The organism is Pseudomonas laurylsulfativorans (assembly GCF_002906155.1).
GTDB lineage: Bacteria > Pseudomonadota > Gammaproteobacteria > Pseudomonadales > Pseudomonadaceae > Aquipseudomonas > Aquipseudomonas laurylsulfativorans.
On the sequence record NZ_MUJK01000003.1, the window covers coordinates 199926 to 213264 of the forward strand.

13 protein-coding genes are annotated in these 13339 nt (G+C 59.3%); 6 read left to right on the forward strand and 7 right to left on the reverse strand.

Features of this window, described 5'->3' with window-relative positions; genetic code table 11:
- Window positions 1-19 precede the first annotated feature (19 nt).
- Window positions 20-1822: a di-heme-cytochrome C peroxidase gene (locus B0D71_RS11270; RefSeq protein ID WP_103395260.1), complete on the reverse strand. Its 1803-nt coding sequence runs from the start codon at window positions 1820-1822 to the stop codon at window positions 20-22.
- A gap of 269 nt (window positions 1823-2091) precedes the next feature.
- Here B0D71_RS11270 and B0D71_RS11275 point away from each other — a divergent pair, with 269 nt between their 5' ends.
- The 5 genes from B0D71_RS11275 (at window position 2092) to B0D71_RS11295 (ending at window position 4788) form a co-directional block, all read left to right on the forward strand.
- Complete coding sequence (locus B0D71_RS11275; protein WP_103394837.1) at window positions 2092-2808, forward strand: BamJ family beta-barrel-assembly machinery protein; 717 nt, start codon at window positions 2092-2094, stop codon at window positions 2806-2808.
- 292 nt (window positions 2809-3100) lie between these two features.
- Window positions 3101-3556: a YkvA family protein gene (locus B0D71_RS11280; protein ID WP_103394838.1), complete on the forward strand. Its 456-nt coding sequence runs from the start codon at window positions 3101-3103 to the stop codon at window positions 3554-3556.
- 114 nt (window positions 3557-3670) lie between these two features.
- Window positions 3671-4012, forward strand: a complete 342-nt coding sequence (locus tag B0D71_RS11285) for a helix-turn-helix domain-containing protein (RefSeq protein ID WP_103394839.1) — start codon at window positions 3671-3673, stop codon at window positions 4010-4012.
- Window positions 4009-4380 carry a hypothetical protein gene (locus B0D71_RS11290; protein ID WP_003223109.1) on the forward strand — a complete coding sequence of 124 codons (372 nt, stop codon included), beginning with the start codon at window positions 4009-4011 and terminating at the stop codon, window positions 4378-4380. Before B0D71_RS11285 ends, B0D71_RS11290 begins: the two co-directional genes overlap by 4 nt.
- A complete protein-coding gene (locus B0D71_RS11295) occupies window positions 4381-4788 on the forward strand; it encodes an SEL1-like repeat protein (RefSeq protein ID WP_103394840.1) in 408 nt (135 codons plus the stop codon). It begins immediately after the preceding gene.
- Between the two features lie 24 nt (window positions 4789-4812).
- Here the strand turns inward: B0D71_RS11295 and B0D71_RS11300 are convergent, their stop codons facing one another.
- Both B0D71_RS11300 and B0D71_RS11305 read right to left on the reverse strand, forming a co-directional pair.
- Window positions 4813-6603, reverse strand: coding sequence for a bifunctional diguanylate cyclase/phosphodiesterase (locus tag B0D71_RS11300; protein WP_103394841.1), 1791 nt, complete (start codon window positions 6601-6603; stop codon window positions 4813-4815).
- 145 nt (window positions 6604-6748) lie between these two features.
- Window positions 6749-8830 (reverse strand): carboxy terminal-processing peptidase, encoded by a 2082-nt coding sequence (locus B0D71_RS11305; RefSeq protein ID WP_165798706.1) that lies wholly within the window; start codon window positions 8828-8830, stop codon window positions 6749-6751.
- A 138-nt stretch (window positions 8831-8968) separates the two neighbouring features.
- Here B0D71_RS11305 and B0D71_RS11310 point away from each other — a divergent pair, with 138 nt between their 5' ends.
- Window positions 8969-9931 (forward strand): zinc-binding dehydrogenase, encoded by a 963-nt coding sequence (locus tag B0D71_RS11310; RefSeq protein ID WP_103394843.1) that lies wholly within the window; start codon window positions 8969-8971, stop codon window positions 9929-9931.
- Window positions 9932-10036: 105 nt separating this feature from the next.
- Here B0D71_RS11310 and B0D71_RS11315 read toward each other — a convergent pair whose 3' ends face one another.
- Genes B0D71_RS11315 through B0D71_RS11330 form a run of 4 tightly spaced genes read right to left on the reverse strand, consistent with a single transcriptional unit; the run spans window position 10037 to window position 13334 of the window.
- A complete protein-coding gene (locus tag B0D71_RS11315; RefSeq protein WP_103394844.1) occupies window positions 10037-10690 on the reverse strand; it encodes an HAD family hydrolase in 654 nt (217 codons plus the stop codon).
- Window positions 10691-10724: 34 nt separating this feature from the next.
- Window positions 10725-11714: an ABC transporter ATP-binding protein gene (locus tag B0D71_RS11320; RefSeq protein WP_103394845.1), complete on the reverse strand. Its 990-nt coding sequence runs from the start codon at window positions 11712-11714 to the stop codon at window positions 10725-10727.
- Window positions 11711-12511 carry an ABC transporter permease gene (locus B0D71_RS11325; protein WP_103394846.1) on the reverse strand — a complete coding sequence of 267 codons (801 nt, stop codon included), beginning with the start codon at window positions 12509-12511 and terminating at the stop codon, window positions 11711-11713. Before B0D71_RS11325 ends, B0D71_RS11320 begins: the two co-directional genes overlap by 4 nt.
- A complete protein-coding gene (locus tag B0D71_RS11330; RefSeq protein ID WP_165798707.1) occupies window positions 12498-13334 on the reverse strand; it encodes an ABC transporter permease in 837 nt (278 codons plus the stop codon). Before B0D71_RS11330 ends, B0D71_RS11325 begins: the two co-directional genes overlap by 14 nt.
- Between the last annotated feature and the right edge of the window lie 5 nt (window positions 13335-13339).

A 13339-nucleotide genomic window follows, 5' to 3' on the forward strand; every position in this document is an offset into this window, starting at 1 on the left:
CTTTTGACTGAGGCTGTGGTCATGGCAATTGATCTTCCAGCGGGCCGCCCAGCACTTTCAGGTATTCCAGCAGCGCCCAGCGTTCTTGCGGCAGCAACCAGCGGCCAATCACACCATTACCGAGTTTGCCGGCACGGAATTCATGACCGCTGTTGTGGTTGCCGGTGATTCGCGTGTCGAACAGAAAAGCGTTGGTAAAGGCTTCGGTGTCATACCCCAGATGCTGTGGGTCATATTCGAAAGTGCCTTTGTAGAACGTGGTCGCACGCTCATCCTGAGGCGACAGCAGTTGATAGATGCTCGGTACCGAACCGTTATGCAGAAACGGCGCTGTCGCCCATACCCCCGCCAATGGCCTGGCCTTGTATGAGCGCAACTCGCGCACTCCGATTGGCAGGCCGAAACCGTCCATTTCCGGGCGCTCGGCAGGGGTGACTTGGGCGTCTTGATAGGCTCGGTCCTGGACATAGGCAGTGACATAGGCCAGCCCCTTGGCCACGGACATTTTGCTCAGGTCCAGTGGTTCGGTGGGTTTGGGCTCGACATCAAGTTTTTCCAGTTCCGGCTGCTTCCATTGCAGCGCTGTCAGGTCGAAGCGGTGGTCGGCAATGTTGTTGGCCGCGCCGGGGTCGGTGCCAATATATTCCATCGGGATCATTTTCAAGTGCTGGACATACCGCCCCTCGCCCTGGGTAGTACGCGGCACATGACAACCCGCGCAGTTTTCCGCAAACAAGGCGCGACCCTTTGCTGCCAGAGTCTTGTCGACCGCGCCCAACAGATCTTCCGGCCAGGCCGGAGGCGCGAGGCGTTGCAGGGTTTCTTCGATCAGGTGCAGGTCGCGCACACGGACGCTGGAGGGGTAGCGGGCGTCTCCCATCAGCGGTTGGCCGCTCTTGTCGAAGAAATTCAGTGTGGCACCGACGCCCAGCGCCTCGCCGATGTTGCGCGCCATTGGTTGTTTCGCCGAGCCGTTCCACTGCACCCATTCGAACGTCCACATGTCCCACAACTGCGGATAATCGACCGGGGCATTGGCCACGCGGTAGTTATCGGGGGAGATCGCATCACCGAAGCTGGCGTTGGCAATGCGCCCGAAGGCATCTGTGCGTCCCGGACCTTCCTCGGTCGGATAAAGCCCGCGATGGGTGTCGTTCCAGGCCACCTTGAGGAACGTATCGAGTGAGGATTTGAACTCTTTGCGCAACGCTTGGTGGCGGGCGTCGTAGTCCTCGCCCAGCACATTGCGTGCGAAACGTTCGAACTTCCACGGGTTGTAGTAGGTGGAGGCCAGGCTGGCCACCAGTGCTTGTCCGAAACTGCCCCCTTTGAGTGTAGGAACACTGGACGGCAGGACATGCTGCGCCGAGCCGCCGTCGATACGCACGGCTTGCCCTTTGAAGCGCAGTTCACCGGTATGGCAGGCCGCGCAGGTGATATCCAGAAATATACCCGGGCTTCCCGCATTCTGATGTCGAGTAAAGCCGACCGGTAGGTTTCCGGGGTTGTTCACTGTCGGTTTCTGGCCGGGGTCCACCAGAAAACCGAAGCGGGCGAGGTACTCGGGGGCGGCGAAGCGTTGCTGCGAGAAGGGCAGTTCGAGGGCGGTGAACCAGTCATAGTGCAAGCCTTTGACCTGAGTGCCCTGGGGGGTGAAGTAGTAGGTTTCGCGGTCGGCCGCGCTCCATTGCTCCAGGTAATGCACCTGCTGTGCCGGCGACCAGGCCGGCAATTTCGGGTTGGCGACGTAGTAAAGCACCACGGCCATGATCAGCCCGAGCAGTGCTGCGATGAGAACCAGCAAGCGAATGAAGAGGCGCAAGATGAACATCCTTGTCGAGTTATCATGCCGTTATGCCCGAGTGCCCAAGGTGCGGCAAGAGGCCATTACGCCAGATGTTGTAGGTTCAGGAATCAGTCTGCGTCGGAACAAGATGAAAGAAGCTTCATCAGCCGAATTGTGAAATGCGTTTAAACACCTGAACTTATCAAATGTTTCCGGCTCTCATGCCGGTAGCCATTGGTCGTGGCGGCCTGATAAGCTCGCGGCTTTACTCGATTGCCCTTTAGGCGCATGAACAAGGAAATAGCATGAAACAGCATCGGTTGGCGGCGGCGGTGGCCCTGGTTAGCCTGGTACTCGCGGGTTGTGATTCGCAGACCAGCGTAGAGCTGAAAACTCCGGCGCAAAAAGCTTCCTACGGAATTGGCCTGAACATGGGCAAGAGCCTGGCTCAGGAAGGCATGGATGACCTGGATTCCAAAGCTGTAGCCCAGGGCATTGAAGACGCCGTCGGCAAGAAAGAGCAGAAGCTCAAGGACGAAGAGTTGGTTGAGGCGTTCGCCGCACTGCAAAAGCGTGCCGAAGAACGCATGGCCAAGATGAGCGAAGAGTCGGCCGCTGCCGGCAAGAAGTTCCTCGAAGAAAACGCCAAGAAAGCCGGTGTGACTACCACCGCTTCGGGCTTGCAGTACGAAGTCGTGCAGAAGGCCGATGGCCCTCAGCCAAAGCCGTCTGACGTAGTGACCGTTCACTACACCGGCAAGCTCACCAACGGCACCGTATTCGACAGCTCCGTCGAGCGCGGTAGCCCGATCGATCTGCCGGTCAGCGGCGTGATCCCGGGTTGGGTCGAAGGCCTGCAACTGATGCACGTTGGCGAGAAGTACAAGCTGTACATCCCTGCTGACCTGGCTTACGGCGCTCAAAGCCCGAGCCCGGCGATTCCAGCCAACTCGGTGCTGGTATTCGACCTGGAACTGCTGGCCATCAAGGATCCGGCAAAAGAAGACGCCGCTGCCAAGTAATCAGCGCCTGCTTCGATAACAACGCCTCGCTTTTGCGGGGCGTTGTTGCATCTGGCGTTCGGTACGGGTAAACAAAACGAACAGACGCTCTAGGTCGGAGTCTTAGCCATAGTAGCCTCGGCGGTAGACGCACAAGGCCGCCAAGTCAATGAAATTATGGGGTTTTTTTGATGAGTAAAAAACGCCCGATCTGAACGCAGGCCTTGTAAAACGGGGCTTTCAGCGGTGAAAAGCAGCTCTGTTCACAAGGTTATCCACAATTTGTGTGGATAACATTTCAACGGGAGGAATGATGAAAGCACCCTGGAATTTCGCTCGTTTCCTGCCGCTGGCCGGACGCCTCCTGGCACGCGGTCGATTGCCGACCCTATTGTTCGCGGTCGCCAGCAAAGGCGCGAGCCAGGGCTATCGACTGGGCAAGATCAAGGACGATTTGAAACTGTTGCAGGCACTCTGCCTGGCGTACTGGCGTGGTGAGTATCGTGCCATCAGCCCCAAGGCGCTGATTTCTGTGGTCGCGGGCCTGATGTATTTCCTCAGTCCGGTGGATGCGATCCCGGATTTCATTCCGGTTTTCGGCATGTTCGATGACATCGCGGTATTGGCGTGGTTGATGAAAGTGCTCGACGACGAACTCAATGCCTTTCGCACCTGGCGTAAACGGCAAGCACCGGAGAAGCTCGCGGTGGTCGAGCGTCTGCCTGCTACCCCCGAACAACTTCAACTTCAGGGACCGAAAAAACACTGAGTCGATTTCGACCTGTTCACAGATTGATGCCCCCCGCGACCTTGGCCGCTGTTAGGATTACACTTCTAGGGAAAAGTGCCGACTCGCTAAGTGTTGTTGTCCTACGGGGTAGTCATGGATATTCAGATAATTACACGCGAAGGCGAGCCCGAATACGCGGTTCTGCCATGGGCTCAGTATCAGGCGTTACTCAAAGCAGCAGGCATCAAGGAGCAAGTGTCGCCGCCAGCCACGAAGCTTTCGGCGGCAACACCAGACGCGATTCTTCCGGGTCTGGATCAACTACGCAGTTTGCGCGAAGGGAAGGGCATCGTTATCGAGGCGCTGGCCCGCACGGTAGGCATCAGCCCGTCTTACCTGGCCATGATCGAAAGTGGCGAGCGTCTGCCCGACGCCGCGATTCGCCGCAGCCTGGCGTGGGAATTGACGGTGCCTGGGTGGAGGGACGAATCGTGAGCGTACGCATCAGTCGTCAACATTGGGACGGATTGTTGGGCGAACTGGATCAGGCGCGCCGCCAGCGCCATCTGTTGACGTATCGGGCATTGCTGGAGCGTTTGCAGTTGCCGACCCCGGCCATGCAGACCCTGACGGCGGCCCTCGAGCATCTGGCGGCACTGGATGCCAAAGCGGAGCAGCCATTGCGCAGTTCACTGGTGATCAGTCAGGGCGCCAGCCGTTTGCCGCGCACCGGATTCTTTGAGTGTGTCGAACGCCTGGGACGTTTCTCCGGGCCGTCGGACGGCGTTGCCGCCGCGTCCTGGCACGCTTCGGAAGTGGTGCGGGTGTTCGAGTACGAATACCCGGAATCGGCCGAGGCCTGAGTGTTCCTACAACTCAAGGCGCGGGCCGGTTACTGGCTCGCGCGCCGTTTGTTTCACTGGTCGTGGTTTGTCCGTCAGCCACGTGGCTGGCTCTGGCTTGAAGGCCAGTTCGCGCGCATGGCCAACCTGGGCGATGTCGGCGCCCAGAGCTTCTATGGGCACATCCTGACGTTTCGCGGCGTCGGCCTTGGTGCTCGTGAGGAGGGCGTGCGTTTATTGCGCCTGGCGGCGTTGGCGGGCGATGGCAAGGCGGCGTATCAAGTGGGCGTGATCAGTCTGGCCGGGACGGCGAGCAAGGCCCCGGATCCGGTTGAGGCGGCGCGATTCTGGGAGATCGCGGTGAAGGCCGGGCATCCACTGGCGTCGATCAAGCTCAATGAGTTGAAATCTTCCCTGGCGCCTCGTTGATTGGCGTGAAACCGAAAAGCTCCCTTATCGATGCCCTGAAACGAGCGCCTCTTCAACAGGCGACAGCGCCAGGCTATCAATCACATGCACGCTATAGCCCTGCACATTCTTCGCATTGTGCTTGGCCTGTGATGCCATTTCGGCCAACTGGCTCGCATCGAGTTGTCCACAGGCCTGCGGGTGCAGATGCACCACCCCGATCGACAGCGATAACAGCGCAAACTCCTGCCGTATGCCCTGGCGGTTCGGTGCGATGAAGCAACCGGCTTCCAGGTGCTCGCTGCGGTAGAAGCGCCGGCACTGGCTCTGGAAGTCGTCGAGCAACTGGTTCAAACGTTTGCGCCAGTCTTCCGGGCCTAGCACCAGCAGGAAATCATCACCGCCAATGTGGCCGACAAAATCGCGGGACGGGTCGACGCGGTCGTTCAGGCATTGCGCCAGGCACAGCAGGACTTCGTCGCCGCGGCCGTAGCCGTAGATGTCGTTGAAGGGTTTGAAGCTATCAATGTCCACGTAGCAGATCACCGATTCCCGTTGCTGTTGCAGCAACCGCGTCAGGCATTGCTGGATCGGTACGTTACCCGGCAGCAAGGTGAGCGGGTTGGCGTAGCGGGCTTGCTGGATCTTCAGTTCGGTGATCAGTTTGAGTACGTCTATCACGCGGCCCAGCCCGAGATAGCCGCCATTGAGGGTGATGATGAAATCCTCTTCGATGCGCTGGCGGGCGCGGCTGGTGATCAGGCGGCTGACCTGTTGCAGCGATTGGCTCAGCTCGACGGCGAGGAAGTCATCGTTCATCAAGCGGCTGATGGGCTTGCGGGCGAACAGGTCGGTGGCAAAGGGCTTGAGCAGGACGTCGGAGAGCGAATGCCGATGGACAATGCCACAGGGCTGACCCTGTTCATCCAGGACCGCCAGCGAGTTCAGGTTGGCCTGCCGGCGAAAGGCTTCGAGTACCGTGGCGGTCGGGGTGTCCCGGTTCACGGCGGGATGCTCATTGAGCAGGGCGCTGAGGTCACTGCCGTCTTCGCTCAGTACAACGGCGGTGCTGTCCTGTCGGGGCATCAATGCCCGGGCATCCCGTGGCGGGTGTTCCTGGGGGCGGCAAAGCAGATAGCCTTGTACCAGGTCCACGCCCATTTCGGTCAGCACTGTGAGTTCTTCGGCTAGCTCGATGCCTTCGGCGATGACTTGCGCCCGTGAAGCCTTGGCGATTTGCAGGATCGAACCGACGAACTCGCGCTTGAGCGCATCCTGATGAATGCCATCAATGAAATGCCGGTCGATTTTCACGTAATCCGGCCGCAGTTCCGACCATAAGCGCAAACTCGAATAGCCCGCCCCCAGATCATCCAGCGCAATTGAAAATCCCATCGCCCGATAGTGATGCAGGGCGGTTTGCAGCAACTGGAAATCATCCGTCGGCGTCTGTTCCGTGAGCTCGATGACCACCTGGCTCGGGGGAATGCCGAAGTCTTGCAGTAATTGCAGGGTGCGCCCCGGTTGATGGGCCGCTTCGAGCAGGGATTCCGGAGATACGTTAAGGAACAACAGGCCAGGCAGTTGCTGCTCCTTGAAGCGTCGGCAAGCGCTTTCGCGGCAGGCAATTTCCAGCTCGCTCAGGCGTCCGGCCTGGCGGGCGACGGCGAACAGGGCGACAGGGGAATGTAGAGGGCTGTTGGAGGGTCCGCGGCTGAGGGCTTCGTAGCCGAGAATGCGCCGTTCAGAGAGGCTGATGATCGGTTGGAACAGGCTGTGCAAACCACTTTGAGTCAGGATTGAGCTCAAGGCACTCAGCTGTTCGGTTGTGGTCATGGCGATCTCTGGCGATAAAAAAAGGACCGGGCGTGCCCTTGGTAAAAGAGCACGCCCGGTCCTTTATTTCACGACAGAATGATGACTGTTTGATGACGCTCCGGGGAGCGTTAGCATTAAATTGCCATCAGTTGCGTGTGAAAACTCAGTGCTTGGCCACTGCCGTGTTGAGTTTCAGGTAGTCCAGCAGAATCCGCCCGGTTTCGCTCAGGTAGGCATCGTCTTCCGGTTTGGTCTTGTCATCCTCGGCGGCAATGGCGTCCTCGTCCTCTTTCTTCAGCTCTTTGAGCGGTTCTTCGCCCTTGGCCTTGCGACGGATGTTTTCCATGGTCAGCTGTTTGGCTTCGATGTCGGCATGCTGTGCACGACGCTCGGCTTCATTGAGGCTGACGGTTTTTTCAGCCATCAGTTTCTGCGCCAGGGCCAGCTTGTCGCGGATGAACACGAACTCCGCGTCCTTGGCCGTGCGCATGTCATGCTCGGACTTGAGCTGCGAAAGGTATGGCTTGAACGGGTCGGCCGCAGGCTTGATCGCCGCCTTGATGGTGTCCCACGGCATGGCTTCCGGCAGGGCGCTTTCACCGATTTCCTTGGTGTCGATGATCGACGGGTAGTCGATGTCCGGCAGGACGCCCTGATGCTGGGTACTCTGCCCGGAAACCCGGTAGAACTTGGCCAGGGTCAGTTTCAGTTCGCCATGGTTGAGCGGCTGAATGGTCTGCACGGTGCCTTTGCCGAAGGTCTGGCCGCCGATGATCAGTGCGCGGTGGTAGTCCTGCATGGCGCCGGCAAAGATCTCCGATGCCGAGGCGGACAAGCGGTTGACCAGCAACGCCATCGGACCTTTGTAGAACGCGCCCGGGTTTTCATCTTCCAGGACATCGACCCGGCCATCGGCATTACGCACGAGCACGGTCGGGCCTTTGTCGATGAACAGGCTGGTCAGTTCGGTGGCTTCCTGCAAGGAGCCGCCGCCGTTGTTGCGCAGGTCGATGACCACGCCGTCGACTTTCTCTTTCTGCAGCTCGGTCAGCAGTTTCTTGACGTCGCGGGTGGTGCTCTTGTAATCCGGGTCGCCGGCACGGAAGGCCTTGAAGTCCAGATAGAACGCCGGGATTTCGATGACGCCGAGCTTGTAGTCCTTGCCGTCCTGCTTCAGGTTCAAGACCGATTTCTTCACGGCCTGGTCTTCAAGCTTCACCGCTTCACGGGTGATCGGCACGATCTTGCTGGTCTGGTCATTCGGCGCATTGCTGGCCGGGATGACCTCCAGACGCACCACTGTGCCCTTCGGACCACGAATCAGCTTGACCACTTCGTCCAGGCGCCAGCCCACCACATCGACCATCTCTTTGTTGCCTTGGGCAACGCCGATGATCTTGTCGGCCGGTGCAACCTGCTTGGTCTTGTCCGCCGGACCTGCCGGCACCAGGCGCACGACTTTCACCTGGTCGTTATCGCTCTGCAACACGGCACCGATGCCCTCGAGGGACAGGCTCATGTTGATGTCGAAGTTCTCCGCGTTATCCGGCGACAGATAGTTGGTGTGCGGGTCGTAGGACATGGCGAAGGTATTGATGTACGCCTGGAAGATGTCTTCCGCGCGGGTCTGGTCCAGGCGCGCCAGCTGGTTCTTGTAGCGCTTGGTCAGGGTTTCCTGGATTTGCTTGGAATCCTTGCCGGCGATCTTCTGACGCAGGACTTCGTCCTTGACGCGTTTGCGCCACAGGTCGTCGAGTTCTGCGGTGGATTTGAGCCAAGGGGCGTCCTTGCGGTCGATCAGCAAGGTTTCCTTGGTGGTGAAGTCGATCTTGTCGACGCCCTTGTTCAGCTCGGCAAGGGCGAAGTCCAGGCGCGCTTTGACGCGGTCCAGGTAGCGCTTGTAGATGGTGAACCCGGCGTTCAGGTCGCCGCTCTTGAGGAAATCGTCGAACTGCGTCTTCCACTTGTCGAATTCGGCAATGTCGCTGGCCATGAAGTAGCTGCGCGACGGATCCAGCAGCTTGAGGTAGCTGTCGTAGATGATCACCGAGCGCGCGTCATCGAGTGGCGGCTTGCTGTAGTGGTGGCGTTTGAGCAACTCCACGACGTTCAGACTGGCGATCACTTCGTCACGATCGGGTTGAAGCTTGTCCCAGCTATTGGCTGCGAATGTATTGCTCGACATCGGCAGCAAGCCGATACCGATGAATAAGGCGAGGGCAGTGCTGGGGAACAGATGCTTCATGCTGATTCGACGCGGGGACAATTGATAACGCATATTAGGCCGTCTTTGAAGTCGCCGGATCTTTGGGAACCGGTCGCATAATGCAAAAAGCCCGACGCTATAGCTTCGGGCTCAGTCCAGACTCACTATGGAGGCACTGTGAAAGCATTGCAAGGCGTTGACGGTCAAGTGGTGTGGGTTGATGAACCGAGTCCTGCATGCGATGTAGGACAAGTTCGTATACGAGTGGCGGCATCGGGCCTCAATCGCGCCGATTTGTTGCAGAAAGCGGGTCTTTATCCACCACCGCCAGGGGCCAGCCAAGTGCTCGGTCTAGAGTGCTCGGGGGTGATCAGCGAGGTCGGCGCCGGGTCCTCCTGGCAGGTTGGCGATCGGGTTTGCGCCTTGCTGGCCGGGGGCGGGATGGCTGAAGAGGTGGTTGTCGACGGGCGGCATGTGCTGCCGGTTCCCGACGGAGTGTCACTGGTCGAAGCGGCGGCATTGCCCGAAGTTTATGCAACAGTCTGGTTGAATTTATTTCAACTGGCGGCGCTCAAACCGGGTCAGAAAGTTCTGCTGCACGCCGGAGCAAGTGGAATCGGTTCAGCGGCCATTCAGCTGTGCAAGGCCTTCGGCAACCCGTGCTGGGTCAGTGTCGGTTCCGCCGAGCGACTGGCGTACTGCGAAGCGTTGGGCGCCCAGGGTGGCGTTTTGCGTGATGGCGATCTGGAGAGCCTGAGGGATCTGGGGCCTTTCGACGTGATTCTCGACCCGGTGGGCGGCAATTATGCGGCGTTGAACCTCAAGCTGCTGGCCCAGGATGGCCGCTGGGTGTTGATCGGCCTGATGGGCGGCCGCGAGGCCAAGCTGGATCTGGCCCAGGTGCTGGCCAAGCGCGTACAGTTGCTGGGCTCGACCCTGCGCAGCCGTGACGATCAATTCAAGGCTGATCTGTTCAGTGATCTACGCCTGCACGTGTGGCCGTTGTTTGCCGAGGGACGCTTGAGCCCGCAACTTGCCAGGACCTTTGCGATCAAGGATGCCGAGGCGGCGTTTGCCGAATTGGCGAGCAATACCGTGGCAGGGAAGGTGGTGCTGGTGATTGACGAGAGTCTGAGCTGACAACACCAAAAACTGTGCGAGCTTGCTCGCGATGGCGTCGAGTCAGTCAGTACATTATTGAATGACACACTGCTATCGCGAACAAGCTCCCACAGGGGATGCGGACTATTTCCAGTCGTGGATCGGCCACCCGGACTTTTCAGCCTGCTCGCGCAACACCGGATCCGGGTTCACCACGTGTGGGAAATCCACTTTCAGCAACAGCGGCAGGTCATTGCGTGAGTCGGAATAGAAACTCGCACCTTCGAGGTTTTCCTCCTCTGCATCCAGCCACTCGAGCAAGCGGGTGATCTTGCCTTCGCGGTAGGTCAGGGTGCCGACGGTATGGCCGGTGTAAACGCCATGAGCCACTTCCAGTTCGATGCCGAGAATCTCGTCGATGCCCAGGCGCTCGGCGATGGGGCCGACCAGGTGGGTACCCGAGGCGGAAATCACCAGAATCCGGTCACCGGCCTTGCGATGGGCCGCAATGGTTTTGGTGGCGTCACTGAAGATGATCGGTTCGATGAAGTCTTCCACCCATGGACCCACCAGATGCTCGACCTCTTGCGGCGTGCGGCCGATCATCGGTTCCAGGCTGAAGGTCATGTAGTCCTCCATGCGCAGTTTGCCGTGGCTGTAGGCGTCCATCATTTCATTGTTCTGCCGCATGAACGACTCGGAGTCGACCCAGCCCAGGCGGCCCATCTGTTCGCTCCAGAGGGTGGCGCAGTCGCCGTGGATCAGGGTTTCGTCCAGATCAAAAATTGCCAGGGCCATCAGTGCAGTTCTCTCTTCAGGATAAGCAAAGGCATCAGGCTACCTCACACAGGGCCGTCGGATCGATGGAAAGCGCCAGGCGCTGACCATCGGGATGAAGGTCGGCCGCCGAACGGTTGAGCACATCCACCACCAGTTCCACGCCCCGGGCTTCGACCCGGTAGCGGATTACGTTGCCCAGCAGGCTGTGGCTGCGTACCTGCGCGTCCAGTTCGCCGTTGAGGCTCAGTTCGATGGCTTCCGGGCGAATGGCGATGCGCTTGTTGATAGGTCGCTGCAGCAGCTTCGAGGCGCTGTCGGCGTCCAGCAGGTTGTAGTTGCCGATGAATCCGGCAGCGAACACATCCACCGGCGCAGTGTAGAGGGTTTCGGCGTCGCCGCTTTGTACGATTTTTCCCTGATTCATCAGGAAAATCCGGTCAGACATGGTCAGGGCTTCTTCCTGATCGTGTGTGACGAAAATCGTAGTCAGGCCCAGTTCGCGCTGGATCTGGCGGATCTGTTCGCGCAGATGCTTGCGAATGCGCGCGTCCAGCGCAGACAGCGGTTCATCCAGCAGCAACAGGCGTGGTCGCGTTACCAGGGAGCGGGCGAGGGCGACGCGTTGGCATTGGCCGCCGGACAGCTGATGTGGGTAACGGGCGGCGAAATCTTGCAGCTCCACCAGTTTCAGCACCTCGGCGACACGCTTCTGGCTGTCGTCGGCGTTGACCTTCTGCATGCGCAAGCCGAAGGCGACGTTCTGTTCCACGCTCATGTTGGGGAACAGGGCATAGCTCTGGAACACCATGCCGATTCCGCGTTTCTGCGGGCTCAGGGGCACGATGTCCTGGCTTTCGAGCAGGATCTTGCCGCCATCCACCGAGGTCAGGCCGGCGATGCAGCGCAGCAGGGTGGATTTGCCGCAGCCGGAGGGGCCGAGCAGGGTGACGAATTCGCCCTTTTGGATTTCGCAGTTGATGTCGCTGAACACCGTGGTGCCCGCATAGTCTTTTTTAAGGTGTTGGACGCTGACGAAGCTCATTGGCTTTTGTCCTTGTTCAAGATGTTGGCAGCCCAGGTCAGGACCAGCACAAAGAAGAAGTAGGAAATCACCAGGGCGCTGGTGAAATGACCGCTGCTGTTGCGCATGTTGTTGAGGTAGACCTGCAGGGTTTCGTAGCGGGTACCGACGAGGATGTTGGCGAACACGAACTCACCGAACAGGAACGAGAACGACAGCAGCAGCGCCACCATCAGGCCCTTGCGCAGGTTCGGCAGTACCACCAGGAAGGCGGCTTGCCAGGTGCTGGCGCCGAGCAACTGGGCGGCGTCCATCAGGTCGCGCAGGTTGATCGCTTGCAGGTTATTGGTGATCGCCCGGTACATGAACGGCAGCGCCACGGTGAAGTAGCAACCGATCAGGATCCACGGCGTCCCGACCATGGCGAACGGTCCGGAACCGTAAAGCTGCAACAGCCCCACCGACGACACCACCGGCGGCACGGCGAAGGGCAGCAGGATCAGGATGTTCATCAGCGCGTCGAGTTTCGGGAAGTGGTAATGCACCACGAACAGCAGGGGCAGAATCAGCACCACAGAAAGAATCAACGAACCGACGCAGACCAGCAGCGATTGCCCGAACGCATGCAGGAAGCGCGGATCACTCCACAACTGGATGTACCACTTGAGTGTGAAGCCGCTGGGCAGAATGGTCGCCGACCAACTGCTGGCGATCGAGTAGATCAGCGTGCCGAGCAGCGGCAACAGCAGGATGGCAAACAGCAGGTACACCACGACGCGATGATAGACACCGGCGGGCCCCAGTTCAGCGCGAGACATGGTAGCTCCTCTTCAACAGCAACTGATGCACGATGGTCACCAGGGTCATCAAGGCCACGAGCACCACGGCCAGGGCGCTGGCCAGGTTCGGGTCCAGGGAAATGTCACCGGACACCATCGCCGCGATGCGGATCGGCAGCACGTTGAAGTTGCCGGTGGTCAGGGCGTACACCGTGGCGTAGGCACCGAGGGCGTTGGCCAGCAAAATCACGAAGGTGCCCAGCAATGCCGGTGTCAGCACCGGCAAACCGATGTGCCGCCAGAACTGCCAGCCGCTGGCACCGAGCAGTGAGGCGGACTCGCGCCAGTCTTCGCGCAAGGCATCGAAGGCCGGGTATAGCAGCAGCACGCCGAGGGGAATCTGGAAGTAGGTGTAAAGAATGATCAGACCGGTTTTCGAGTACAGGTTGAAATCCTGAATGATGCCGGCCTGCTTGAGCATGATGGTGAAGCTGCCGTTGAAGCCGAGCAAGATGATGAACGCGAAGGCCAGGGGCACACCGGCGAAGTTGCTGGTCATGTTGGCGAAGGCGTTGACGAAGTTGCGCAGTTTCGAATCGACCTGGCGCAGGGAATAGGCGCCCAGTATCGCGATGACGATCCCGAACACGCTGGACCAGAAACTGATCTCGAGGCTGTACTGGATGGCCTGCAGGTAAAACTTCGAGCTGAAGATTTTGTTGAAGTTGGCCAGGCCCCAGCCGAACTCTTCCGACTCCAGGCTGTTGATCATCACCCACGTCAGTGGGGCAATTTCGAACACGATGAAAAACAGTGCGAAGGGCACCAGGCACAGGGCAGCGAGCCATTTACTGCGAGTCATGGCAT

Bases quoted from the DNA above. Each gene is read 5' to 3' on its own strand.
- B0D71_RS11275 (WP_103394837.1), top strand. From the start codon at position 2,092: ATGAAACAGCATCGGTTGGCGGCGGCGGTGGCCCTGGTTAGCCTGGTA.
- B0D71_RS11280 (WP_103394838.1), top strand. From the start codon at position 3,101: ATGAAAGCACCCTGGAATTTCGCTCGTTTCCTGCCGCTGGCCGGACGC.
- B0D71_RS11285 (WP_103394839.1), top strand. From the start codon at position 3,671: ATGGATATTCAGATAATTACACGCGAAGGCGAGCCCGAATACGCGGTT.
- B0D71_RS11300 (WP_103394841.1), bottom strand. From the start codon at position 6,603: ATGACCACAACCGAACAGCTGAGTGCCTTGAGCTCAATCCTGACTCAA.
- B0D71_RS11305 (WP_165798706.1), bottom strand. From the start codon at position 8,830: ATGAAGCATCTGTTCCCCAGCACTGCCCTCGCCTTATTCATCGGTATC.
- B0D71_RS11315 (WP_103394844.1), bottom strand. From the start codon at position 10,690: ATGGCCCTGGCAATTTTTGATCTGGACGAAACCCTGATCCACGGCGAC.
- B0D71_RS11320 (WP_103394845.1), bottom strand. From the start codon at position 11,714: ATGAGCTTCGTCAGCGTCCAACACCTTAAAAAAGACTATGCGGGCACC.
- B0D71_RS11325 (WP_103394846.1), bottom strand. From the start codon at position 12,511: ATGTCTCGCGCTGAACTGGGGCCCGCCGGTGTCTATCATCGCGTCGTG.
- B0D71_RS11330 (WP_165798707.1), bottom strand. From the start codon at position 13,334: ATGACTCGCAGTAAATGGCTCGCTGCCCTGTGCCTGGTGCCCTTCGCA.